The 22321-nt window shown below is 53.4% G+C and carries 22 protein-coding genes; 9 read left to right on the forward strand and 13 right to left on the reverse strand.

The features are described 5' to 3' along the window. Nucleotides 1-198 precede the first annotated feature (198 nt). A complete protein-coding gene (locus BLT77_RS13920) occupies nucleotides 199-690 on the forward strand; it encodes a VC2046/SO_2500 family protein (RefSeq protein WP_090366408.1) in 492 nt (163 codons plus the stop codon). Nucleotides 691-781: 91 nt separating this feature from the next. Then, nucleotides 782-1066: a DUF406 family protein gene (locus BLT77_RS13925; RefSeq protein ID WP_090366410.1), complete on the forward strand. Its 285-nt coding sequence runs from the start codon at nucleotides 782-784 to the stop codon at nucleotides 1064-1066. A 72-nt stretch (nucleotides 1067-1138) separates the two neighbouring features. On the opposite strand, the gene BLT77_RS13930 is transcribed toward BLT77_RS13925, so the two are convergent. After that, nucleotides 1139-1597 carry a YchJ family protein gene (locus tag BLT77_RS13930; RefSeq protein ID WP_090366413.1) on the reverse strand — a complete coding sequence of 153 codons (459 nt, stop codon included), beginning with the start codon at nucleotides 1595-1597 and terminating at the stop codon, nucleotides 1139-1141. Further along, nucleotides 1594-2151 (reverse strand): YybH family protein, encoded by a 558-nt coding sequence (locus BLT77_RS13935; protein WP_090366416.1) that lies wholly within the window; start codon nucleotides 2149-2151, stop codon nucleotides 1594-1596. The genes BLT77_RS13930 and BLT77_RS13935 overlap by 4 nt, the downstream gene beginning before the upstream one ends. A gap of 199 nt (nucleotides 2152-2350) precedes the next feature. Here BLT77_RS13935 and smrA point away from each other — a divergent pair, with 199 nt between their 5' ends. Next, nucleotides 2351-2932, forward strand: coding sequence for a DNA endonuclease SmrA (smrA, locus tag BLT77_RS13940; RefSeq protein ID WP_090366418.1), 582 nt, complete (start codon nucleotides 2351-2353; stop codon nucleotides 2930-2932). A gap of 33 nt (nucleotides 2933-2965) precedes the next feature. On the opposite strand, the gene minE is transcribed toward smrA, so the two are convergent. The 3 genes from minE to minC are packed head-to-tail and all read right to left on the reverse strand — an operon-like array spanning nucleotide 2966 to nucleotide 4712. Beyond that, nucleotides 2966-3223 (reverse strand): cell division topological specificity factor MinE, encoded by a 258-nt coding sequence (gene minE, locus BLT77_RS13945; protein WP_028112365.1) that lies wholly within the window; start codon nucleotides 3221-3223, stop codon nucleotides 2966-2968. Next, nucleotides 3223-4035 carry a septum site-determining protein MinD gene (gene minD / locus BLT77_RS13950; protein WP_090366421.1) on the reverse strand — a complete coding sequence of 271 codons (813 nt, stop codon included), beginning with the start codon at nucleotides 4033-4035 and terminating at the stop codon, nucleotides 3223-3225. Before minD ends, minE begins: the two co-directional genes overlap by 1 nt. Nucleotides 4036-4058: 23 nt before the next feature. Further along, nucleotides 4059-4712, reverse strand: coding sequence for a septum site-determining protein MinC (minC, locus tag BLT77_RS13955; RefSeq protein ID WP_090366424.1), 654 nt, complete (start codon nucleotides 4710-4712; stop codon nucleotides 4059-4061). A 123-nt stretch (nucleotides 4713-4835) separates the two neighbouring features. On the opposite strand from minC, the gene BLT77_RS13960 reads away from it, so the two are divergent. The 4 genes from BLT77_RS13960 (at nucleotide 4836) to BLT77_RS13975 (ending at nucleotide 9390) form a co-directional block, all read left to right on the forward strand. Next, nucleotides 4836-5123 (forward strand): YcgL domain-containing protein, encoded by a 288-nt coding sequence (locus tag BLT77_RS13960; protein WP_028112368.1) that lies wholly within the window; start codon nucleotides 4836-4838, stop codon nucleotides 5121-5123. 18 nt (nucleotides 5124-5141) lie between these two features. Beyond that, nucleotides 5142-6110, forward strand: a complete 969-nt coding sequence (locus tag BLT77_RS13965; RefSeq protein ID WP_090366427.1) for a lytic murein transglycosylase — start codon at nucleotides 5142-5144, stop codon at nucleotides 6108-6110. Nucleotides 6111-6262: 152 nt separating this feature from the next. Next, nucleotides 6263-6721 carry a YcgN family cysteine cluster protein gene (locus tag BLT77_RS13970; RefSeq protein ID WP_090366429.1) on the forward strand — a complete coding sequence of 153 codons (459 nt, stop codon included), beginning with the start codon at nucleotides 6263-6265 and terminating at the stop codon, nucleotides 6719-6721. 749 nt (nucleotides 6722-7470) lie between these two features. Further along, a complete protein-coding gene (locus BLT77_RS13975; protein WP_090366432.1) occupies nucleotides 7471-9390 on the forward strand; it encodes a methyl-accepting chemotaxis protein in 1920 nt (639 codons plus the stop codon). Nucleotides 9391-9456: 66 nt separating this feature from the next. Here the strand turns inward: BLT77_RS13975 and dsbB are convergent, their stop codons facing one another. Continuing rightward, entirely contained in the window at nucleotides 9457-10008 is a 552-nt protein-coding gene (gene dsbB, locus BLT77_RS13980; RefSeq protein WP_090366434.1) for a disulfide bond formation protein DsbB, read from the reverse strand. Nucleotides 10009-10097: 89 nt separating this feature from the next. After that, the gene (gene nhaB, locus BLT77_RS13985) at nucleotides 10098-11690 is read right to left on the reverse strand and encodes a sodium/proton antiporter NhaB (protein WP_090366437.1); all 1593 of its coding nucleotides are present in this window, start codon (nucleotides 11688-11690) and stop codon (nucleotides 10098-10100) included. A 307-nt stretch (nucleotides 11691-11997) separates the two neighbouring features. Between nhaB and fadR the strand changes: the two genes are divergently transcribed. Beyond that, nucleotides 11998-12708 carry a fatty acid metabolism transcriptional regulator FadR gene (fadR, locus tag BLT77_RS13990; RefSeq protein WP_090366439.1) on the forward strand — a complete coding sequence of 237 codons (711 nt, stop codon included), beginning with the start codon at nucleotides 11998-12000 and terminating at the stop codon, nucleotides 12706-12708. Nucleotides 12709-12764: 56 nt separating this feature from the next. Here the strand turns inward: fadR and BLT77_RS13995 are convergent, their stop codons facing one another. From BLT77_RS13995 to sodB, 4 genes are all read right to left on the reverse strand, one after another. Then, entirely contained in the window at nucleotides 12765-14270 is a 1506-nt protein-coding gene (locus tag BLT77_RS13995; RefSeq protein ID WP_090366442.1) for a SpoVR family protein, read from the reverse strand. A gap of 23 nt (nucleotides 14271-14293) precedes the next feature. Beyond that, entirely contained in the window at nucleotides 14294-15562 is a 1269-nt protein-coding gene (locus BLT77_RS14000; protein WP_090366445.1) for a YeaH/YhbH family protein, read from the reverse strand. An 18-nt stretch (nucleotides 15563-15580) separates the two neighbouring features. Continuing rightward, nucleotides 15581-17515 (reverse strand): PrkA family serine protein kinase, encoded by a 1935-nt coding sequence (locus BLT77_RS14005; RefSeq protein WP_090366448.1) that lies wholly within the window; start codon nucleotides 17513-17515, stop codon nucleotides 15581-15583. A gap of 664 nt (nucleotides 17516-18179) precedes the next feature. Beyond that, nucleotides 18180-18764, reverse strand: coding sequence for a superoxide dismutase [Fe] (gene sodB, locus BLT77_RS14010; protein ID WP_090366451.1), 585 nt, complete (start codon nucleotides 18762-18764; stop codon nucleotides 18180-18182). 189 nt (nucleotides 18765-18953) lie between these two features. Here sodB and BLT77_RS14015 point away from each other — a divergent pair, with 189 nt between their 5' ends. After that, nucleotides 18954-19292 (forward strand): Grx4 family monothiol glutaredoxin, encoded by a 339-nt coding sequence (locus BLT77_RS14015; protein WP_090366454.1) that lies wholly within the window; start codon nucleotides 18954-18956, stop codon nucleotides 19290-19292. Between the two features lie 59 nt (nucleotides 19293-19351). Here BLT77_RS14015 and BLT77_RS14020 read toward each other — a convergent pair whose 3' ends face one another. Next, nucleotides 19352-20677, reverse strand: coding sequence for a Na+/H+ antiporter family protein (locus tag BLT77_RS14020; protein ID WP_090366456.1), 1326 nt, complete (start codon nucleotides 20675-20677; stop codon nucleotides 19352-19354). 503 nt (nucleotides 20678-21180) lie between these two features. After that, nucleotides 21181-22107, reverse strand: a complete 927-nt coding sequence (locus tag BLT77_RS14025) for a sensor domain-containing diguanylate cyclase (RefSeq protein ID WP_176819317.1) — start codon at nucleotides 22105-22107, stop codon at nucleotides 21181-21183. Between the last annotated feature and the right edge of the window lie 214 nt (nucleotides 22108-22321).

Genomic DNA, 22321 nt, shown 5'->3' on the forward strand with positions numbered 1-22321 from the left:
TCTATCTAACACGGTGCTTGTGTGGCCAGGGAATCAGATAAGTCTGCTCACTGTTACCTTTTGGGGCCAATCTGGAGCCCCTCCACAAGTGCGGCGCTATAGTATCAGAGCATTGGCAGGTGTAAAGCCCTTGGTTCAACTTTTTCCTAAAGTTTTATGTTGTTAGGCCGATAAAGAGACTGAACTCAGGATTTTTGGATGTTTTCTATGCAGGTTGAGACCGTGCTGGTCAATGAATGGCAATTGGGGGATTCCCTCAGTCAGGCCATTCAAACAGAAAGGCGAAGCGACTTTGGCTTAATGTTAGCCATGTTGTCGCAAGACGTCTGCCTGCATGGCGAGTTTCAGCTGCCGAAACCGGCGTTGCCGGAACAACAGGATCTGCGCCAGCGATTTCAGTTGCCGGAAGAGGCCGTGCTGAAGCGGGAGTTTCTGGAGTCGGATGCCGGAGTGGAGATCGCATCGGCATTTCAAAACTCCGGTCTGAGCCAGTCCAGGTTGCAGCATTGTCTTGCTCCCGATGCCCTGACCTACCAGGGAAAACGTGATCACGGTCTACAGGTGGCCATCGACAACTGTGCGCCATCTGTCACTAAAGCCACCAAGGCCTATGCGGCCAAACAGCCCGCCCGCTGGCCACTGGATCAACTGCTGGCAGCTCAGCGACTTCAAGCCTCTGCAATTGCCTGAGGGGCGAGATGATTGTGATCTTGCTCACCCCCATTTAGGCTCAGCAGCGGCTATAATTTCAGTCGAATCCCTATCATTCTTGAGGTAATAGATGAGTGCAGAGAAACAAGACGTAGCGTGCGATGCATGTGGCGTGTATCTGGACATCGGTTCCATGATCGCTGAAGACGACAATGTATTGACTCTGCCTATTCAGGCAAAAGATGAAGCCGCTGCACTGGCGTTCTTTGGTGATTACCTGACTCGGGCTCAGGCGCGTTTCGGTGACAGTGTGACCAGTGAAACCGAGTGGGACGCAGACAAGGGCGAAATGAAAGGCCGACTGATTTTCAGTTGCGCCGCCGAGCGAATCATTTTTGAGATGGATCAGGCGTAACGGCCTGCTTCTCGCTCAACGAAAAAGGAGTGCCTAGGCACTCTTTTTTTTATGGTGGCTGAAATCAAGCATTCAGAGACAACATTTTTTGGCCTTTTTACCACTGCCGCAGGGGCAGGGATCATTGCGGCCCAGCTTTAAGGGGGGGCGAATATCGCCATCGCAGTAATGCCAGTGGTCGTCGAGCTTTTGAAAGCGGGAACGCTCCCACAGTGCCATAATCTCACTGCCCTGTCGGTACCAGGCTTTGAACTCCACTTCACCCTGCTCGGTGGTCGCCACAGGGGCGTCGACGATTTGCAGGGCGACAAAGTCGCTTTCGTGGCAACTGTCGGCCAGCTGTTTCACCGTCAGTGACCCGCGAAACTGCGGGTGGTGGGTGGCAAGCAGGTATTCGGCTTTCTCTTCGACAAAGGCACAGTAACGGGAACGCATTAGCTGTCCGGGGGAGGAGGCATGGTCATCGCCGCAATGAAGCGGCTGGCAGCAGAAACGATACGCCTGGCTGCTGCCACATTGACAGCGGCTCATTTGCTGTTGGCCTGTTGTGGCAAAGCAGAAGGTGAGTATTCTTTGTAATACAGCCCCTTTTGACGCTGGGCGCTGGTAAAGCGATCGACCCGGGTTCGGTTGGCGGAATCACTGATGATGCGCCACTGCTTATCCTGGTCCTGCTGGAAGCTCATAATGAACTTACCCACAAACTCGCTGGACGGTTGTTCGGTACTGTGATCCGGTGTGTATACCACCAGATAGTAGCCGGCGTCAGTGATGGTATCGCCACTGATCTGACGATTGACCACTCGGTAATGCACTTTCAGTTCGGCGCCGCGTTTTTCGATTTTTTTGAACCAGTGGGCTAGGCCATCGGCAATTTCCCCACGGCCATTAAGCAGCCCCTCCTCTTTGGAAGCGCTGATTAGGCAGGCGTTGTCACTGTAGTAACCAGTCAAGGTATCTGAGTCCAGGTTGTTGTACGCTGCGCTGATCTCATCATAGATACGGTTGATGGCCCCGTTGACGTCCTCTTGTGCGCTGACCGGGCCGGTCAGCAATAATGCCAATAACAGGGTAAAAACTCGCACTCAGGTGCTCCACATTTTCTACACAAATTCACTATCGCTGTCAGACTGAATTTCGTAAAGGTTGAAACCATTACAAAGTTTGACATAGCCCGGGGAAATTTCCCTTCTGAGCAAATGCTAGGCGGTTAACCACCGATGACCTGAAGCGTTAAAACGGATTCGGTATACTAACAAAGTCACGACAAAAGCGGAGGCTATTATGCAATCAAACGAGATGGATGAGTTTCTGAATGCGATGGCCGATGTGAAACCCATTGGGCAACAGGATAAACGTTGTGCTGTGAGTGGGAGCGGCAAGCCTTCAGAGGCCCAAATCGCCCGCCGCAAGGCGGCTGAGGCCTGTTTCGGTGGTGAGCAGGATGGGGTCAGTGATGCGGCGATGACGCTGGTGGATCCTGATGACCCGATTGGCTTTGCCCGCGATGGTGTCCAGCATGGGGTGTACAAGAATCTGCGTCTGGGAAAGTATCAGATCGATGCACGCCTGGATCTCCATGGACACAGTGTCGTCGAAGCGAAACAGACTTTGTTACAGTTTATTAAAGATTGTCAGCGCTGTGAGGTTCGTACGGCGCTGGTGTTGCACGGTAAGGGACGCCAATCGAGCCCGGTGAAAGGGATGCTGAAAAGCTGTGTTGCCCACTGGTTGCCACAGATCAGTGAGGTACTGGCGTTCCACTCGGCACTCAAAGTCCATGGCGGCACCGGCGCCGTTTATCTGCTGTTGAAGAAAGGCGAACGACAGAAAGCGGACAACCGCGAACGTCATCAGAAGCGTTAGAGAAATCAAAGCCGGCGGTTGCCGGCTTTGTGGTTACTGGTGGTCGGGGAGGGTGATATTGAGCTCCAGCACCGCCCATTGGTTGTCGGTTTTGTCCAGCTGTACCTTAACGTTATCAGCATCGACACTGACGTACTTAGCCAGTACCTGCAGAATGTCTCGCTCCAGATCCGGCAGGTAGTCCGGCCCCTGTCGCTGGGCCCGTTCATGGGCGACCACGATCTTGAGTCTGTCTTTGGCCAGGTTAGCGCTGGCCGGTTCCTGTTTGCGGAAGTAATCCAGAATCGACATCATTTCCCTCCAAACAGGCGTTTCAGCAGGCCTTTCTTTCCCACTTGGGTAAAGCGCATCGGCCGGACTTCGCCCAGCAGGCGGGCAACCGTATCCTGATAGGCCTGACCGGCATCGGATTGGTCGTCCATGATCACCGGGTTACCGGCGTTGGAGGCTTTTAATACCGCTTGAGATTCGGGAATGATTCCAAGCAGGGGAATGGCCAGAATCTCCTCAATATCGGCCACCGCCAACATCTCGCCGCTTTCCACCCGGGCCGGGTTGTAGCGGGTCAGCAGCAGGTGCTCCACCACCGGCTCCAGGTTCTGTTCGGCGCGCAGAGACTTGCTTTGCAGCATGCCAATGATGCGGTCTGAGTCTCGAACCGATGAGACTTCCGGGTTGGTGGTGATGATCGCCTCATCGGCAAAGTACAACGCCATCATGGCGCCATTTTCAATGCCGGCCGGACTGTCGCAGATAATAAACTCAAACTCCTGTTTGAGTTGCTCTAAAACTTTGGCCACGCCGTCCTGGGTCAGCACGTCCTTATTGCGGGTTTGCGAGGCTGGCAGAATGTGCAGCCGGTCGCATCGCTTGTCCTTAATCAGTGCCTGATTCAGATTGGCTTCACCTTGAATGACGTTGACAAAGTCATACACCACCCGGCGCTCGCAGCCCATGACCAGGTCCAGATTCCTCAGACCGATGTCAAAATCGATAATGACGGTTTTATGGCCCGCCTGGGCCAGTCCCATGCCAATGGCGGCGCAACTGGTGGTTTTACCAACGCCGCCTTTGCCGGAGGTGACAACAATGACCTTCGCCATTTCACTACATCCTCGTAATTGGGTTAGAAATTGATGGAGTCCAGCGTCAACTGGCCTTGCTGTTGGGTGGCCATCACGCCTTGCTGCCAATGGGCTTCATCTATCTGGTCGGTGAGCCAGAAGTAGCCGCCGATGGACAACAGCTCCGCCTGCTGATTGGCGCAGACGATGGAGGCATCGTGCTGGCCGTTGGCTCCGGCAATGGCACGGCCCCTCAGGGTTCCCAGGATCTGAATGCTGCCATCGGCAATCACCTCGGCGCCGTTGCTCACCGAACCGATGATCAGCAGGTCGCCGCCCTGGGCATAGATCTGCTGACCCGAGCGTACCGAGCGGCGAACCACCTTGGTGGCGGTACCGGTACCACCGCTTCCCCGGGACGGATTCAAAACGGCAATACCGTGGCATTTGGCCTGCACTTTATGGGCGTCGCGGGCGTTGCGAATGCCCAAGGGGGTAAGCCGGTGGTCCCGGATCAACTGCATCAGCTCGAGCAGGTCAATGCGTGGGTCAACGCGATCGAGGTCAGCCACCAATGCCATGTTTTCAAACAGAGACGGGGCGTGCTGAACGTGTTGCTTGAGTTGATGCGCGATGTCGGCCAGGGTGGTGCCGGACAGTTTTAATACAGGCAGGGTGAAACTTGAACTGGTGAAGTCGATGCCAGACTGCTGCATCTGTGGATTCCCCGTAAACCCCGGCACAGAGGCCGGTTGAACGCTATTTTTTAGTGGCGGTCATGGTATAGTGGCAAGCACCACGACGCAAGCAAGCCGCAGGCTTATTTTCTAAGTATTCAAATGATTTGTGCAATCTATAAAAGTAACCGTAAGGCAGAGACCTACCTCTACATCAATAAACGTGATGACTTTTCCGACGTGCCACAGGCATTGTTGGATACCTTTGGTCAGCCGCAGTTTGTGATGGTGGTGCCGCTGTCGAAGATCAAACAACTGGCTCAGGCGGATCTGGATAAGGTTAAGCAGGCGCTCAAGGATCAAGGCTTCTATCTGCAACTGCCTCCTCCGCAGGAGGATCTGCTCAAGACCCACAAGGCGTGGCTTGAAGAGAAACAGAATAACTCTTAACGAACTCTGGGGTACAGGATGAAACTTAAGTGTTTAACCATGGTAGCGCTGTTCGCGGCCTTGCAGGTTCAGGCAACAGAGAAGCCCGACTTCGAACAGTATGTAGAGCAACTTAAGCTGGAAGCGGCGCAAAAAGAGTTCAGCGCCGCTACCATCGAGGCGGCGTTTGACGGCATAAAGTTGCACAAACGGGCCATCAAGGCGGACAAGAATCAGCCAGAATTCAAAAAGACCCTGGATACCTATTTGCCTCAGGCCGTGCCGGACTGGAAAGTGGCTAAGGCCAAAAAGCTGTTACATGAAAATCGTGAATTGCTGCAACAAGTGGGCGACGCCTACGGCGTACAGCCACGATTTATTGTGGCGTTGTGGGGCATAGAAACCAATTTTGGCAACTACACCGGTAACTTCTCGGTGATTGGCGCTACCGCATCGCTGGCCTACGACGGCCGTCGGGAAACCTTCTTTAAAGAGCAGCTGTTTGCCGCTTTGACCATTCTGGAACAGGGGCACATTAGCGCCAGTGATATGAAGGGCTCCTGGGCTGGCGCCATGGGTCAATGCCAGTTTATGCCGACCTCATTTCTGGCTTATGCCCAGGACTTCGATGGTGATGGCAAGAAAGACATCTGGAACAATAAGGCCGATGTGTTCGCTTCGGCCGCCAACTACCTCAAGCAAGTCGGATGGAACGACGATTTGACCTGGGCCCGCCAGGTGTCGTTGACCGAGCCGGTGGCGGAGGTCGATAAAGGCCTGAAAGTAAAGAAAAGCCTGGCCCAGTGGCAGCAGATGGGCGTGCGCCGGTTCGATGGCAGCGACCTTCCCACCCGGGATATTAAGGCTTCTTTGGTTCAGCCTGACGACGCCCACGGGCGCAGCTACCTGGCCTACGCCAACTACGATGCCCTGATGCGTTGGAACCGAAGCCACTACTTCGTTGCCGCCGTGGGTCACCTTGCCGACCGTATTAAGTTCTCCGACTGACTCTTCTGATTCCGCCGCCGGTTCCGGCGGCGAACCACTGCCCGTACCGTCTGGCACCATTGTCTTTGTCTGCCTGTGGATGAAATTCTGCGCTGTTGCCGGTATAATCCCGCGCCTGACGTTCCAGTAGCAGTAGAAACAGAGGTAGTTTGGTGAGTGAACAACAGCCGTTTTGGCATAAGCCTTTACAGGATATGACCGAAAAAGAGTGGGAGTCGCTCTGCGATGGCTGCGGCAAATGCTGCCTGAATAAGCTGATCGATGATGATACCGAAGAGGTCCATTTTACCAATGTGGCCTGCAAGCTGCTTAACGACAAGACCTGCGATTGCCAGAAGTATGAACGCCGATTTGAATGGGTGCCCGACTGTTATAAGGTGACACCAGAAAACGTGGCCACCATTGAATGGCTGCCGCCGAGCTGCAGTTATCGGCGCCTGCAGGAGGGCAGGGGGCTGCCAAGCTGGCATCCGTTGCTGACCGGCAGTAAATCTGAGATGCACAAACAGGGGATGTCGGTACGCCGGAAGGTGCTAAGTGAACTGCATGTGGGTCCGGATCCGGATTTAATCGGCTACATCGTGCTGTGGCCGCTGGATGAGATAGATTAAGCAGGTATTAACAGTAGAAACGGCGTGCTCAGGCACGCCGTTTTTTTATGGGGGCAGATTTAGATTCTCAAGGAGTTACTGATGAGAACTACGGTATTCTTTCTCTTTTAAGTAGAGTAAATATTCATATTTAATCAATTAAATAGATCCAAATGATCATTCTGATCTATTTAATTGATCGTTCGTCACCGTAATTTTTCATCCTTGATATTTGTGGTGGTTTTGCGGTAGGGAAAATCCTGTCGAATAAGATTGTTGTGCAGCCATTAATATTTAACTTTTGCTGGGTGACTTTAATTATTGCTCTGTGCTATTAATGCAGCCGCTGTGCTAAGTCATGGCGATCTGTTTGCATGCTATGAGTTTCACCAGCAGCCTTTGCCATCGAAGTCTCAAGCCTAAGTTCTAGCTAAGCTTTTGATTTACTTCGGTGTGTTAGGTGTGTCGAGGGGCGGGACAGAAAGGGCGATCGATACGAAAGCGTCTGGAGACCGACTCGCTCACAAGTCTGGCGATGGAGTCTTTAGTATGAGAATAAACATTACAGCCTTAGTGTTTATAGGGCGTCAAAAAGAATATCAAAGACAAATTGCAGTCATTGCATAAATAGATATTCAATTACATGGTTCATTCATGAATCATGTTTTTGATGTTTGTTTGAAAATGTGTTTTTACAATAAGAGAGCATAGAGTGCTCCTTTTACCAATGGTCAGGTTCGGGTTCTTCTTTTTAGTTGGATGAGTTGTATATGAAAGGAATAGGTTTCAAGGCCAGTTTGATGTTGCTGTCACTGTCACTGCTGGTGATGGCGTTGCTGGTCACCAGTGTGATTTCGGCCCGTAACCTGCAGCAGGCGGTCAGCCATCAGGTGCGCACCGCGATGCAGGAGTCGGTAAACAGTGAGTCTGAGTCGATCAGTCGCTTTATCGAGCAGGGAGACCGGGCGGTGCAGGGGCTGGCGCAGATTTTTGACCAGGCGAAGGGGAAAACCGATGAATATTACCTTCGTACCTTGCAGGATGCTGAGAAGATCAGCGGCATTGATGGATTGATGATAGGAATGGAATCCGGCGCCGGTTATGCCAGTCAGGCGTTTCCGGGTTGGCCGGGAGGCATACTGGATCGGCTGGCCACCGATGTGACGGCTCGCAGTTGGTATCAGTTGGGGCGGCAGCGGGCCGACAGCCAGGTTACCGACGTCTATTTCATCAATGGTGCGTCAACGCCGTACCTTTCTATGGTTAAGCGAACCCGGGATGGGGTGGTGGCGGCCAGTCTGTCGATGTCGACACTGAGCAATATTGTTGAAGCGGTGGATATCGTTGACGGCACCATCGCCATTGTCACCGAAGCCAGCGGCAACATTATTGGTACTACCTCCCAGTTTGCTCCGCTACAGACCAATCTATCGGCGGTACCGGGTCTGGGGGAGCGGGCATCCCAAGTGCTGGCCAGTGAGCAACTGTTTTCGAATTACAGTTTAAATGGAATCGATAAGCTGGTGATCTCCAAGCGGATCGAGTTACCGGGGGGGAAGCAGTGGTTCTTCCTGATCGCCGTTGAGGAGGAGGTGGCGTTTGCGGCGGTATCCGACGCCAACCGAACTGCCATCATTACAGCCATTATCAGCATACTGGTATCGGCTCTTGTGCTGGTGGTGATGTTACAGCGCCAGTATCGTCCTATCATCGCCCTGAAAGAGCGGGTATTGGACTTGGCTGAAGGTGAGGGTGATTTGACCCAGCGAATGCAGGTCAACTCCCACGACGATCTCGGCCAGATAGCGCAGGGCATCAACACCATGGTCGGGTCACTGCAAACCATGATGCTGGAAGTTCGTCAAGCCAGTGGCCAGTTGGCCCATGGTGTGGAAGTGCTTAAGGCGCAAGCGGAAGAGAACGAATCTACCCTGGCCGGCCATATGTCGGAAACCGATCAGGTGGTGACGGCCATGGAGGAACTGAATACCACCGCGGAAACGGTGGCATCCAGCGCTGCCGAGGCGGCCCAGTTTACTGAGGAAGCCAATCGGGCCGGTGAAGAGTCCAAGTTGATCGTGACCCAGGCGCAAAGCAATGTCTCTGCCCTGGTGGGAGAGGTGGATGTTACCGCCGACAACATTCAGAACATGAGCGATGAAACTCAGAACATCAACGCCATTTTGACGGTGATTGGCGAGATTGCCGATCAGACTAACCTGCTGGCGCTCAATGCGGCCATTGAGGCTGCCCGGGCCGGTGAGCAAGGGCGGGGTTTTGCGGTGGTGGCCGATGAGGTACGAGCACTGGCGGGCCGGACTCAGCAGAGCACTGCAGAGATTGAATCCGCTCTGGCGGTGTTGTTGCAGGGATCCCAGACGGTGGTATCGGCCATGGCGGGGACCCGTAAAACCTGTGAAGAGACCGCCAATGGTGCCAAAGAGGTGTCCCATAGTCTGGAAACCATGAGTAACTTCGTTCGCGACATCAATGATCTCAGCTCTCAGATCGCGACGGCGGCGGAAGAGCAGAGTAGTGTGTCCCAGGAGATCAGCCGTAATATGGCTGCCATCAGGGAGATGGTACTGAGGCTGTCAGAGAGTGGTAATAAGACCCTGGATGAAACCAACAGTCTGGCCGCGATTAATACTCAGTTGATGGGCGTCGTTGGTCGATTTAAACTGGATTAGTCATTTTCGATAATGAATGAAAAAGACCACGCTTAGCGTGGTCTTTTTTTATTCTGCGTGCCTGAGTTAGTGGCAGCCGCCGCCACAGCATTCGCTGTTGGAAGCACTTTTTTTCAGACTGCTCAGCCAGAACAGCAGGCACAATAGCAGGTGTACACTGAAGACGGCAATCAGCCACTGGGCCATGGAAAAGCCGAGGAAGGACCAGGGGGAGTCACTGCAATCGCCGGTCGGCATAAACAACGATGGCAACCATTCATGCAGCGGCGCCCATGCGGGGAAGTTGGGAATGGCATCGCAGGTTGAACCAAACAGGGTTGGCGGTGCGGTCTGCTTGGCGTGAAGGGTCAGGTTCAGCGACAGGGCCCAGGCACTGGCGCCGGCCCAGCCGAGAAAGCCGAAGCGACGCATCCAGAGAGAGGTTGGCGCAATGGCGGTGATCAGCGAGACGGCCATCAACGCCAACACGGCGATGCGTACGTAGATGCAGTAAACACAGGGCTTAAGTTCAAGAATATGCTGGAAAAACAGGGCTATCAGCTCTAACAGCAACGCAGAGCCTGCCAGCAGCAACCAGCTGCGGCGTTGAGTGGTGAATTGTTGAGCCTGGGTCAGCATTGGTGGTCCTTACTACACATCAAAAAAACGCCTCCGATTGTGGAGGCGTTTATTTGATATCGCAACAACTATTTGAAAATAGTTATCGTTTAATGTCCTGAGACACCCATAGCGTTGGCTGCGGCTTCGGCGACGGTGTGATGGCCGATCCAGCCGATGTCGTAGAAGTAGGCAGTGAAGTGCTCCAGCAAACCAAACTCAATGGTCGCCAGGCCCACCACAGACATCACAATGGTGTAGGGCAGTGCCAGAATCACCATTCGTCCGTAAGACAGGCGAATCAGGGGCGCCAGTGCCGAGGTCAGCAGAAACAGGAAGGCTGCCTGGCCGTTCGGTGTTGCAACCGATGGCAGGTTGGTACCGGTGTTGATGGCAACCGCCAGCATGTCGAACTGGTCACGGGTAATCTTACCGTCCAGCAGTGCTGACTTCACTTCGTTGATGTACACGGTGCCGACGAACACGTTATCAGACACCATGGACAGCAAACCGTTGGCAATGAAGAACATCACCGCCTGAGTTTTGCCGCTGTAGGTCAGTACCCATTCGATAACCGGAGCAAACAGCCCCTGCTCGATGATTACGCCGACAATGGAGAAGAAAACCGCCAGCAGCGCGGTGAAAGGCAGAGCCTCTTCAAACGCTTTACCGATGGAGTGTTCGTCGATGATGCCATTGAACGAGGTGGTCAGGATGATGACCGACAGACCAATCAGGCCGACGGCCGCCAGGTGCAGCGCCAGGCCAACGATCAACCAGACACCTACCAGCGCTTGAATGATCATCTGGGCGCGTTCTTTGTTGGTGCGGCGGCTGTCTTCGTACTCGGCGTAATCTTCCAAAATTTTACGAACAGAATCCGGCAGTTGCTCGCCGTAACCGACAATTTTGAATCTCTCAACCAGGTAACAGGTCATCAGGCCGGCAATCAGTACCGGCATGGTAACCGGCATCATGCGCACGACAAACTCAGCAAACTGCCAGTTGGCCTGGGCGGCGATGATCAGGTTTTGAGGCTCACCCACCATGGTGCACACACCGCCAAGGGCAGTACCCACACCGGCGTGCATCATCAGGTTACGCAGGAAGCCACGGAACTGCTCCAGGTCGTCTTTGCAGAGGTTTTCCTCTTCATCGTTGTTGTGGTCGTGGCTCTGATTGAAGTCTTTGCCGGATGCCACTTTGTGGTAGATGGTGTAGAAACCCACCGCCACACTGATGATTACCGCAATTACTGTCAGTGCATCAAGGAAGGCAGACAGGAACGCGGAGAAGAAACAGAAAGCAAGTGACAGCAAGGCCTTGGAGCGAACTTTAGTCACCAGTTTGGTAAAGATAAACAGCAACAACTGTTTCATGAAGAAGATGCCGGCGACCATGAAGATCAACAGCAGAATCACTTCAAGGTTGGCTTCCAGTTCATGCAGAACCGTTGCCGGTGAAGCCATGCCTATGGCGACGGCTTCAATGGCCAGAAGGCCACCGGGTTGGAGCGGGTAGCACTTCAGTGCCATTGCAAGGGTAAAGATGAATTCAATGACCAGCACCCAGCCTGCAACAAACGGATCGATTGCGAACAGTATGGGGTTGATGATCAAAAACGCGATGATTGCTAGCTTATACCACTTAGGCGCCTGGCCTAGGAAGTTATGAAAAAAGGCTTGGCGTAAACTTAGTGCCATAGCTTTCCTCTCTTATTTGTATATTTTTCGATTTTGTCGCACTCAGACGGACGATCATACTCGTTATTGGAGATAAGGTTAACTGACATTTAATATCAAAATTGTTTATCGATTTCTGAGAATGCTAAGGTTCGACCAGTTTTTTACAGTTAATCTGGCTGCAGATCCAGCAAACAGGTCGTGAAAGCTGTGGACGAGGTCAATTTGGGTAAATATTTGGGGATTGGATCTCATTTTTGAATTCAGGCTTTATTTGCTAAGATGGTTGAATTAAAAATCGTTCAAAAGTCGTAAGGCACCAGTGACTATGATAATAAAAGCGCAGAGTCCAGCAGGTTTTGCCGAAGAATATATCGTAAAATCTATCTGGAACAACAAGTTCGCGCCGGGGACCATCCTCCCTGCTGAGCGTGAATTGTCCGAGTTAATTGGGGTAACCCGGACCACGCTGCGAGAGGTGTTGCAACGTCTGGCTCGTGATGGTTGGTTAACCATTCAGCACGGCAAGCCCACTCGAGTGAATAACTTCTGGGAAACCTCCGGACTGAATATTCTGGAAACCATCGCCCGTCTGGATCAGGACGGTGTACCGGATTTGATGGATCAACTGCTGTCGGCCCGGACCAACATCAGCGCCATCTACATTCGAGGGGCCATTCGCTACAACCCGGTGCGCGCCCAAGAGGTGCTGTCGCAGTTGGTGGATGTTGAAGACGAAGCCGGCGCTTTTGCCGACTACGATTACAACCTCAACCACTCGTTGGCGATGTCGTCTGACAACCCGATCTATGCTCTTATTCTGAATGGCTTCCGTAGCCTTTACAGTCGAGTTGGTCGTTACTACTTTAGCCATGAGCCGGCCCGGGTTCTGGCCAGAGAGTTCTATCAGGATCTGCTGACCTGTGCCGAAAATGGCGATGCCGATTCGGTGCCGGCACTGGTACGTAAGTACGGTATCGAGTCCGGTAAGCTGTGGTTGCACATTCGGGCAGACATGCCGAAAGACATTGCCGAATAGTGAGAGTCGATTAAAAAAGCCCGCAGAAGCGGGCTTTTTTTTTGGCCGGAACGACCTCAGTCGGTTTTGGTTTGGCAACGACCTATGATCTCGGTACTGCCGTTATCCCGCTCCTCCTCCAGGTACACGTCGAAGCCCCAGAGCCGGTGCAGGTGCTTCATCACCTCATCCTTGCTGTCTGCCAGGGGAGCCCGGCTTTGAGGCAGGTAGCGCAGAGTCAGGGAGCGGTCACCACGAATCTTGACATCCCACACCTGAATATTGGGCTCCAGGTTCGACAGGTTATACTGTGCCGATAGGTTTTGCCGCAGTTCGCGGTAGCCCTCATCATTATGAATGGCCCCCACTTCCAGATAGCTCTTGCGATCGTCATCCTGAACCGTAAACAGTTTAAACTGGCGCATTACTTTGGGTGACAGATACTGGGAGATGAAACTTTCATCCTTGAAGTTGTTCATGGCGAAGTGCAGGGTATCGAGCCAGTCGCTGCCGGCGATCTCCGGGAACCAGCGCTTGTCTTCTTCATCCGGGGATTCGCAGATGCGGCGAATGTCCTGAAACATGGCAAATCCCAGAGCATAGGGGTTGATGCCACTGTAGTAGGGGCTGTTGTACTCCGGTTGCATTATCACATTGGTGTGGCTGAGCAGAAACTCCATAATGAAGCGCTCGGTGACTAAGCCTTCGTCATACAGGTGATTCATGATGGTGTAGTGCCAGAACGTGGCCCAGCCTTCGTTCATCACCTGGGTCTGTTTTTGCGGATAGAAGTATTGTGCAATCTTTCGCACGATGCGAACCACTTCCCGTTGCCAGGGTTCCAGCAATGGTGCGTTCTTCTCGATGAAGTAGAGCAGGTTTTCCTGTGGCTCGGACGGAAAGCGGGACTCCTGCTGATCGGTCTGCTCCGTCGGTGAGGCGGGCAGGGTACGCCACAGGTCGTTGACCTGGGACTGCAGGTAGGCTTCGCGCTCTTTCTGGCGCTGACGCTCTTCGCGCAGCGAGATCTCCGCCGGCCGTTTGTAACGGTCGACACCGAAATTCATCAGGGCGTGGCAGGAGTCGAGGATCTCCTCTACCGCATCGATGCCGTGGTGCTCTTCGCAGTCGCTGATGTAGTTTTTGGCAAACACCAGATAATCGATGATGGAGTCGGCATCGGTCCAGGTTTGAAACAGGTAGTTGCCCTTGAAGAAGCTGTTATGACCGTAGCTGGCGTGTGCCATCACCAATGCCTGCATGGTGATGGTGTTCTCCTCCATCAGATAGGCGATGCAGGGGTTGGAGTTAATGACGATCTCATAGGCCAGCCCCATCTGCCCCCGCTTGTAGTTGCGTTCGGTATCGATGAATTTCTTACCGAAGGTCCAATGGGAGTAGCCGATGGGCATGCCGACGCTGGCATAGGCATCCATCATCTGCTCGGCAGAGATCACCTCAATCTGATTGGGGTAGGTGTCGAGCCGATACAGAGCGGCGATGCGCTCAATCTCCTGGTGATACTGGTCCAGAAGCTCAAAGGTCCAGTCTGGTCCGTCCGATAACACGGTCTTTTTGCTCATAGGCGATCCCCTTAATCCAGAACTCAGGCCGGCTGCTTTTTGAATAGCTCTTTGAAGACCGGGAAGATGTCTTCTACCGAGCGAATGTGTTGCAGGGCAAAGTGGGGGTGCGCACCGACCAGGGATTCATATTCCCGCCACAGGGTCTGGTGCGCCCTGTTGGTGATTTCGATGTAGGTAAAATAGCGGCATAGCGGCAGCAGGGCATCGTCGAGGATCTGCCGGCACAGCGGCGAGTCGTCGGCCCAGTTGTCACCATCCGAGGCCTGGGCGGCGTAGATGTTCCACTGATCGGCCGGGTAGCGCTCCTTCTGAATCTCCGCCATCAATTTCAGTGCGCTGGACACTATGGTGCCGCCTGTTTCCTGGCTGTAGAAGAATTCATGCTCATCCACCTCCTTGGCCTGGGTGTGGTGACGGATAAACACTACGTCCAGTTCTTTGTAGGTGCGGGTCAGAAACAGGTACAACAGAATGTAGAAGCGTTTGGCGATATCTTTGGTGGCCTGGTCCATCGAGCCGGACACATCCATCAGGCAGAACATTACTGCCTTGGAGGTGGGCACCGCGCGCTTGGTGTAGTTGTTGTACTTGAGATCGAAGGTGTCAATAAAGGGCACCTTGCCAATCTTCTGTTCCAGCAGTTCGATCTCCTCCTGCAGTGCACGAATCTCTTCGGTGCTGGACCCTGGTGTGTCGGTCAGTTGCTGCAATCTGGCTTGTGCCTGTTTCAGCGCCCGGCGTTTACCGGCGGTCATGGCGGTACGCCGTGCCAGCGATTCTCTGAGTGAGCGTACGATGTGAATGTTGGCCGGAATGCCTTCGGAGGTGATGCCGGCACGAACGGTTTTGAACTCCACCATCTTGTCGAAGTTGTTCTTCTTAAGGTTGGGCAGCGCCAGATCATCAAACAGGATGTCCAGATACTCATCCCGGGAGATTTCAAACACGAAATCGTCTGCCCCCTCGCCGCTGTTGGACGCCTGGCCCTGACCGGCACCGCCACCCCCGCCCTGGGGCGGACGTTCGATGCGATCGCCCCGTTGAAACTGATCGTTGCCGGGGTGAACCATGCGCCGGTCTCCCCCCTTGCCGATGTGGAACACCGGCTCGGAAATGTTTTTGGTGGGGATGCTGATGCGCTCCCCACTGTCGACATCGGTGACACTGCGGTTAGTGACGGCGTCGGATACGGCCTGCTTAATCTGCCGCTTATAGCGGCGCAGGAAGCGCTGCCGATTAACGGTGCTCTTTCCTTTATTGTTGAGGCGCTTATCGATGAAGTGCGTCATAGACTTCCTCCCGCCGCTCTAGGATGACTTGCGTACCCTCAGGTACCATTCGGACAGCAGCCGCACCTGTTTCCGGGTGTAGCCTTTCTCCATCATCCGGTCGACAAAATCGTCGTGTTTTTGCTGCTCATCGGCCGAGGTTTTGGTGTTGAATGAGATCACCGGTAGCAGATCTTCGGTGTTGGAGAACATCTTCTTCTCGATAACGGTGCGCAGCTTTTCGTAGCTGACCCAGGCCGGGTTCTTGCCTGAGTTGTTGGCTCGTGCGCGCAACACAAAGTTGACGATTTCGTTTCGGAAATCCTTCGGGTTGCTGATGCCTGCGGGTTTTTCAATCTTCTCCAGCTCGGCATTCAGGGCGCCGCGGTCAAACAACTGTCCGGTCTCCGGATCCCGGTACTCCTGATCCTGAATCCAGAAGTCGGCGTAGGTGACGTAGCGGTCAAAGATGTTCTGGCCATACTCGGAGTAGGACTCCAGATACGCGGTCTGTATCTCTTTGCCAATGAACTCGACGTATTTGGGAATCAGGTAGCCTTTCAGGTGCTCGAGGTACCTCTCGGCCTGATCCTGAGGGAACTGCTCCCGCTCGATCTGTTTTTCCAGTACATAAAACAGGTGCACCGGGTTGGCTGCCACTTCACTGTGGTCAAAGTTAAACACCCGGGAAAGAATCTTAAAGGCGAAGCGGGTCGACAGGCCGTTCATGCCCTCATCCACGCCAGCATAATCCTTGTACTCCTGATGGGACTTGGCCTTAGGGTCAGTGTCTTTCAGGGTTTCGCCATCGTAGACCCGCATCTTGGAGTAGATGGAGGAGTTTTCCGGGTCTTTAAGGCGGGACAACACGCTGAACTGAGACAGGATGTCCAGTACGCTCGGGGCACATTGAGCATCACTCAGGTCGGAATTATCCAGTAACTTTTCATAGATCTTTTTCTCTTCGGATACGCGTAGGCAGTAAGGCACCTTGACGATGTAGACCCGATCCAAGAAGGCTTCATTGTTCTTGTTGTTGCGGAAAGTCTGCCACTCCGATTCGTTGGAGTGCGCCAGGATGATGCCATTGAAAGGCAGTGCCGACAGGCCTTCGGTGCCGTTGTAGTTGCCTTCCTGGGTGGCAGTCAGAAGAGGGTGCAGCACCTTGATGGGCGCTTTAAACATCTCCACAAACTCCATCATCCCCTGGTTTGCCTTACACAGGGCGCCAGAGTAGGCGTAAGCATCGGCGTCGTCCTGGGCAAAGTGCTCCAGTTGCCGAATGTCGACTTTACCGACCAGAGACGAGATGTCTTGGTTATTTTCGTCCCCAGGCTCAGTTTTGGCGATGGCCAACTGATCCAGAATTGATGGGTAGACCTTGACCACTTTGAACTTACTGATGTCGCCGCCGAATTCGTGCAACCGTTTGGCTGCCCAGGGGGATATGATGGTACGCAGGTAACGTTTGTTGATGTTGTATTCGTCCTGCAGGATGCTGCCGTCCTCTTCGAGATCGAACAGACACAAAGGGGAGTCGTTAACCGGACTGCGCTGTCCGTTAGCGGCGAGGACGTAGATCGGAATCTTGGACATCAACTTCTTCAGTTTTTCGGCCAGTGAGGATTTACCACCCCCCACCGGGCCCAGCAGGTACAGAATCTGTTTGGACTCCTCCAGCCCCTGGGCGGCGTGTTTGAGGTAGGCAACGATCTGTTCGATGGCCTCCTCCATGCCGTAAAATTCAGAAAACGCCGGATAGCGCGGCACGACCCGGTTGGAAAAAATTCTCGATAACGCCGGATCCTGGGCGGTGTCGATCATCTGCGGCTCACCAATGGCCAGCAACAGCCGCTCTGACGCGCTGCTGTAGACGCTGGGGTCCTTTTTGCACAACTGGAGATAATCCTGAATGCTCATCTCTTCGTCGCGCGTCTGTTCGTAACGCTGTTGATAGTGCTGAAAAATAGTCATGTCTCTCCCCCTGAATCCAGATTAGCTGTCCCTGCGGAGTTGGATTTCATCCCGTTTCCCAGATTTAAGCGTAGACCCTATATTTCGAGAGTGAACAGCAAACCTTAGATTTTTAAGATGAAATATTTAATCGGTTTTCCCGTTGAATGTCCGGTGTCAACCAGCCTATACCTATAAGACCCTGGCTTTCGCACCGCGGTTTCATCTTTATACGCACACCAGCGTCGAGGGATTGGCTTTTTTTTATTCGACTGCAGCGTGATGACGGGGTAGGAGTAAGAAAAAAATGCCTGAATATTAGGCTCTTGTAGTTTTTATTGATTTACAATGTTGGTTTGTGTGAAATTCCAATTATTTCAAATAATTGCTTTGCTGGAGTCACACCGGTGGGGGCATAGGAAGTGCCGTGATGATCCAGCCGTTGTGGAACGCGCCTCGTTCGAGATGGTCTCTACTTGCGCCAAGTGGCGTGGCAACCATTCGCTGGAGCAGTGGCAGTGTGGCCAATCAGTATGATGCATGCCCGGTTGGGTATCGGGTGATCCTGACCTCTTCTTAAATCGGCTAGGCGAGTCGCAATGGACGTCGCTGGCGTCAACCATTAAGCCTCAGCAACGAAAAAAGGGAGCCATAAGGCTCCCTTTCGGTATCAGAGGTCTACGGCTTAGGCGCCGAAGTTCTGGTTCACAAAGTCCCAGTTTACCAGGGCCCAGAAGCCCTTCATGTAGTCTGGACGAACATTGCGGTAGTCGATGTAGTAGGCGTGTTCCCACAGGTCGACAGTCAACAGTGGTGTAACGCCATCTTCGGTCAAGGGCGTTGCCGCATTGCTGGTGTTGACGATGGCCAGGCTGCCGTCGGCGTTTTTCACCAACCAGGTCCAGCTGGAGCCGAAGTTATTGATGGCGGAATCGGTAAACTTGGCTTTGAACTCTTCGAAAGAGCCAAAGCTGGCGTTAATGGCGTCGGCGATGGCGCCGGTGGCCGCACCGCCAGCATTCGGAGCCAGACAGTGCCAGTAGAAGGTATGGTTCCAGATCTGGGCGGCGTTGTTGAACACCCCACCAGTGGAAGATTTTACAATATCTTCCAAAGACTTACCGGCAAACTCGGTACCTTCAATCAGGCCGTTCAGCTTGACCACATAGGTGTTGTGGTGCTTACCATGGTGAAAATCCAGGGTTTCGGCAGAAATGTGAGGTTCTAGCGCGTCCTTAGCATAAGGAAGGGCAGGTAGTTCGAATGCCATTTGCGTTCTCCATTTAGCTGTTTAGCTGTTGGTTTTTGTTCCGTATGCTAGCTATTGTACTCGCTTAACTTGTGACGTGCATCATGTTATCAATTGATTGAATTGGCCGGGGCCATCGAAAAAATACATTGGGGTTTCGTTGCACTTTTTATAGAATGAGGATCAAGATCACTACCAAACGTGGTAACCATGGAAACCCTAGACAAGATTAAATCCCAAATCGCCGAAAACCCAATCATCCTGTACATGAAAGGCTCTCCCAAGCTGCCGAGCTGTGGTTTTTCCGCTCAGGCTTCTCAGGTCCTGGTTAACTGCGGAGAGGCATTTGCCTATGTTGATATTCTGCAAAACCCTGACATTCGCACTGAACTGCCTAAGTTCGCCAACTGGCCAACCTTCCCTCAGCTATGGGTAGAGGGTGAGCTGATCGGTGGCTGTGACATCATCATGGAGATGGCTCAAAAAGGTGAACTTCAGTCTCTGGTCGCGGAAACTGCAGCAAAGTACAAGAAGGAAGACGCCGAGTAAGGTGTTTGACCGAATACTAAAAAGGGCGCCGAATGGCGCCCTTTTTACTGCGTGGGTGATTACAGCACCATGGCTGCAACCCAACCAGAGGCCAGCAACGGCAGGTTGTAGTGCAGGAAGGTAGGAACTACGGAGTCCCAAATATGGTCGTGCTGACCGTCGGCGTTGAGGCCGGCGGTTGGGCCCAGAGTGGAGTCTGAAGCCGGAGAGCCTGCATCTCCCAGGGCGGCGGCGGTGCCCACCAGGGCGATGGTGGCGGCCACCGAAAAGCCAAAGCCCATGGCCAGTGGCACATAGATGGCGGCGATGATCGGAATGGTGGAGAAGGAGGAGCCGATGCCCATGGTGATGAACAGCCCCACCAGCAGCATCAGGAAGGCGGCCATGGCTTTGTTGTTGCCAATGAGGTTGCGGACCGAGTCAACCAGTGCCGGTACCTCACCGGTGGCCTTAATCACCTCGGCAAAACCCGCGGCGGCAATCATAATAAAGCCTACGGTGGCCATCATGCGTACCCCTTGGGTGAATACGTCGTGGCTGCTGATCCCCTTGTCCATTCCGCCCAGGTTCAATACCACAAAGCCGGCCAGTGCGCCGAAGATCATTGAGTCGGTGTACAGCTGAATGCCCAGGGTCGAGGCGATGGCCAGCACTACGATGGCGATGCGTTGACCGCTGATGGGTTGGTGTTCGACATGAGCACTGCCGTCCAGCTCCTGATCGGCGTATTCACGCGGTTTGCGATAACTGAAGAATATGGCTGTTAATAGACCAAAGACCATGCCCAGTGCCGGAATGCTCATGGCACCCATCAAGTCGCTGGCCTGCATGTTGAGGCCGTTACTCACCAGGTTGGCCATCAGGATGTCTTTGAGGAAGATGCCACCAAAGCCTACCGGTAGCACCATGTAGGTGGTGACCAGGCCAAAGGTGATGACACAGGCAATCAGGCGTCGATCCAGTTTCAGCTTGTTGAAGACACCCAACAGCGGCGGGATCAGAATCGGAATAAAGGCGATATGGATAGGCACAGCGTTCTGCGAGGCTACCGCCATCAGCAGAATGGCTACCAGCAGAGAGTATTTGACGCCAGTGACGGCACCGGAGTCCGGATTACCGCCGAGGCGGCCGACGATGGCGCGGGACAGGCTGTCAGGGATGCCGGTATGGGACAAGGCGACCGCAAAGGCACCCAACAGGGCATAACCCAGAGCGATGGTGGCACCGCCGCCGAGGCCGGAGTTGAAGGCATCGATGGTCGAGGCCAGATCCATGTTACCCATGAGTCCGGCAACGAGAGCACTGACGGTCAGTGCGATGATCACGTTGACTCTGGCAAGGCTTAATGCCAATACCAGGAGTACCGCGATGACAACGGCATTCATTTTTATAATTACCTATTTTGTTGATTGCTAAATTTTGGGCGAGTGAACCATTTTCAGTGCCTGTGGGCAAGAGTCCAGACAAATGTTCTGGTCAACTGCGAATGTGTGATACACATCCGGAACGGCTGAGACGCAATTTGCTGGATGTCACTGCCAGGGTGTCTTGGCATACGTTAAGGTGACCGGGCGTATTAATCTCGGCATTTCCTTAACTCTATACCAGGGCAGGTTTAGCATACCTCACCGGCATGGAGAGTCACGCCGGTGTCTATTCGAGGGCCGTTGAGAATTTCAGGTTGAGCCAGGCTATTGTCAATCAACCGTCGACGGTGTTCTTTCACCCTCTTGGTTTGATTTTAGTGTGCCCGTCGGAGTTTGCTCGCCTGCCTCGATGAGTTCAAGCAGACGGGGTGTGGGGGATTGGTGTGTCCATCGACTCTTTGCTCGGTCATAACGCTCTGACGTAGCACTGCCATTGAAGATGGCAGCATTGGCGCCTGTTGTCATTTGAAGTTGAGCTTATTGCGGTACATGGCTTGATCGGCGTCGGCGATCAACTGCTCCGCCGGCAGCGGGTTGTCACTGAACCACAGGGCCCGGCCAATGCTGGCCACTACATCGATCTGCTCAATCTGCAGGTTTTGCTGCAAGGCAAACAGCAGCCGGGTGTGGATGGTATCGGCGTCGCTTTTGTGTTTCAGCGGGCACATCAGCACAAACTCATCGCCCCCCAGGCGGCCAACCACATCCATGTCACGGCAGAGTGATTTCAGCGCCGTGGCGACCTTAATCAGCACTTTATCCCCAAAACTGTGGCCAAAATTGTCGTTCAGTTTCTTAAAATTATTGATGTCGATGTAATACAGCGCCAGCGGGGTTTGGTGTCGCTTGGCCGCCGCCAGCAGGTTATCCAGTTGACAACAGAACTGGTGGCGATTGGCGACACCGGTGAGGGCGTCGTGGGTGGCGGCGTAGTAGAGCTCACGCTCGATCTCATCTTTTTCGATGGCCACCGACGCTACTGAGGAGACCAGTGTCATAAATTCAGTGTCGTACTCGGAGGCGGCTTTGGGTTGATCGTGATAAAACGCGAAGGTACCGAGCAGATTGCCGCGGCTGGATAGAATCGGCACCGACCAGCAGGCTTGAACCCGGGCCATCTGTGCCAGGGGCAGGAAGGTCTGCCAGTTGGGATCCTGTTCGACATTCTCGGTGAACACCGATTCTTTGTAGAAGGCGGCTTTGCCGCAACTGCCTACCGTGGGGCCAACGCGGACGCCGTCAATGGCCTGGTTGTACTCTTCCGGAAGGTTGGGGGCAGCAAGCGTATTCAGTGTCTGCTCGACGGGATCGTAGCTGAGGATAGAGACCCTGATCTGAGGCATGATGTTTTCAGCCAGTTCGATCAGGTTATACAGGGTCTTTTTCACTCCACAGCCTAAGGCGAGCTGACGGAGTGCTTCATTCAGGCCTCTGTGGGCTTCTAATAATAGTGTCGCACTCATTGATTAACTGCTGCTTTGACTTCCCTTACACGGTCATATTGTAACCGTATTTCATTCAAAAAGTTACAACTCTTGCTAACTTGAAGTCATGAGTGGTGCCATTGAGTGTGATCTTGATCGCGAATTTGGGATCCGGCGC

The organism is Ferrimonas sediminum (assembly GCF_900100175.1).
GTDB classification, from domain to species: domain Bacteria; phylum Pseudomonadota; class Gammaproteobacteria; order Enterobacterales; family Shewanellaceae; genus Ferrimonas; species Ferrimonas sediminum.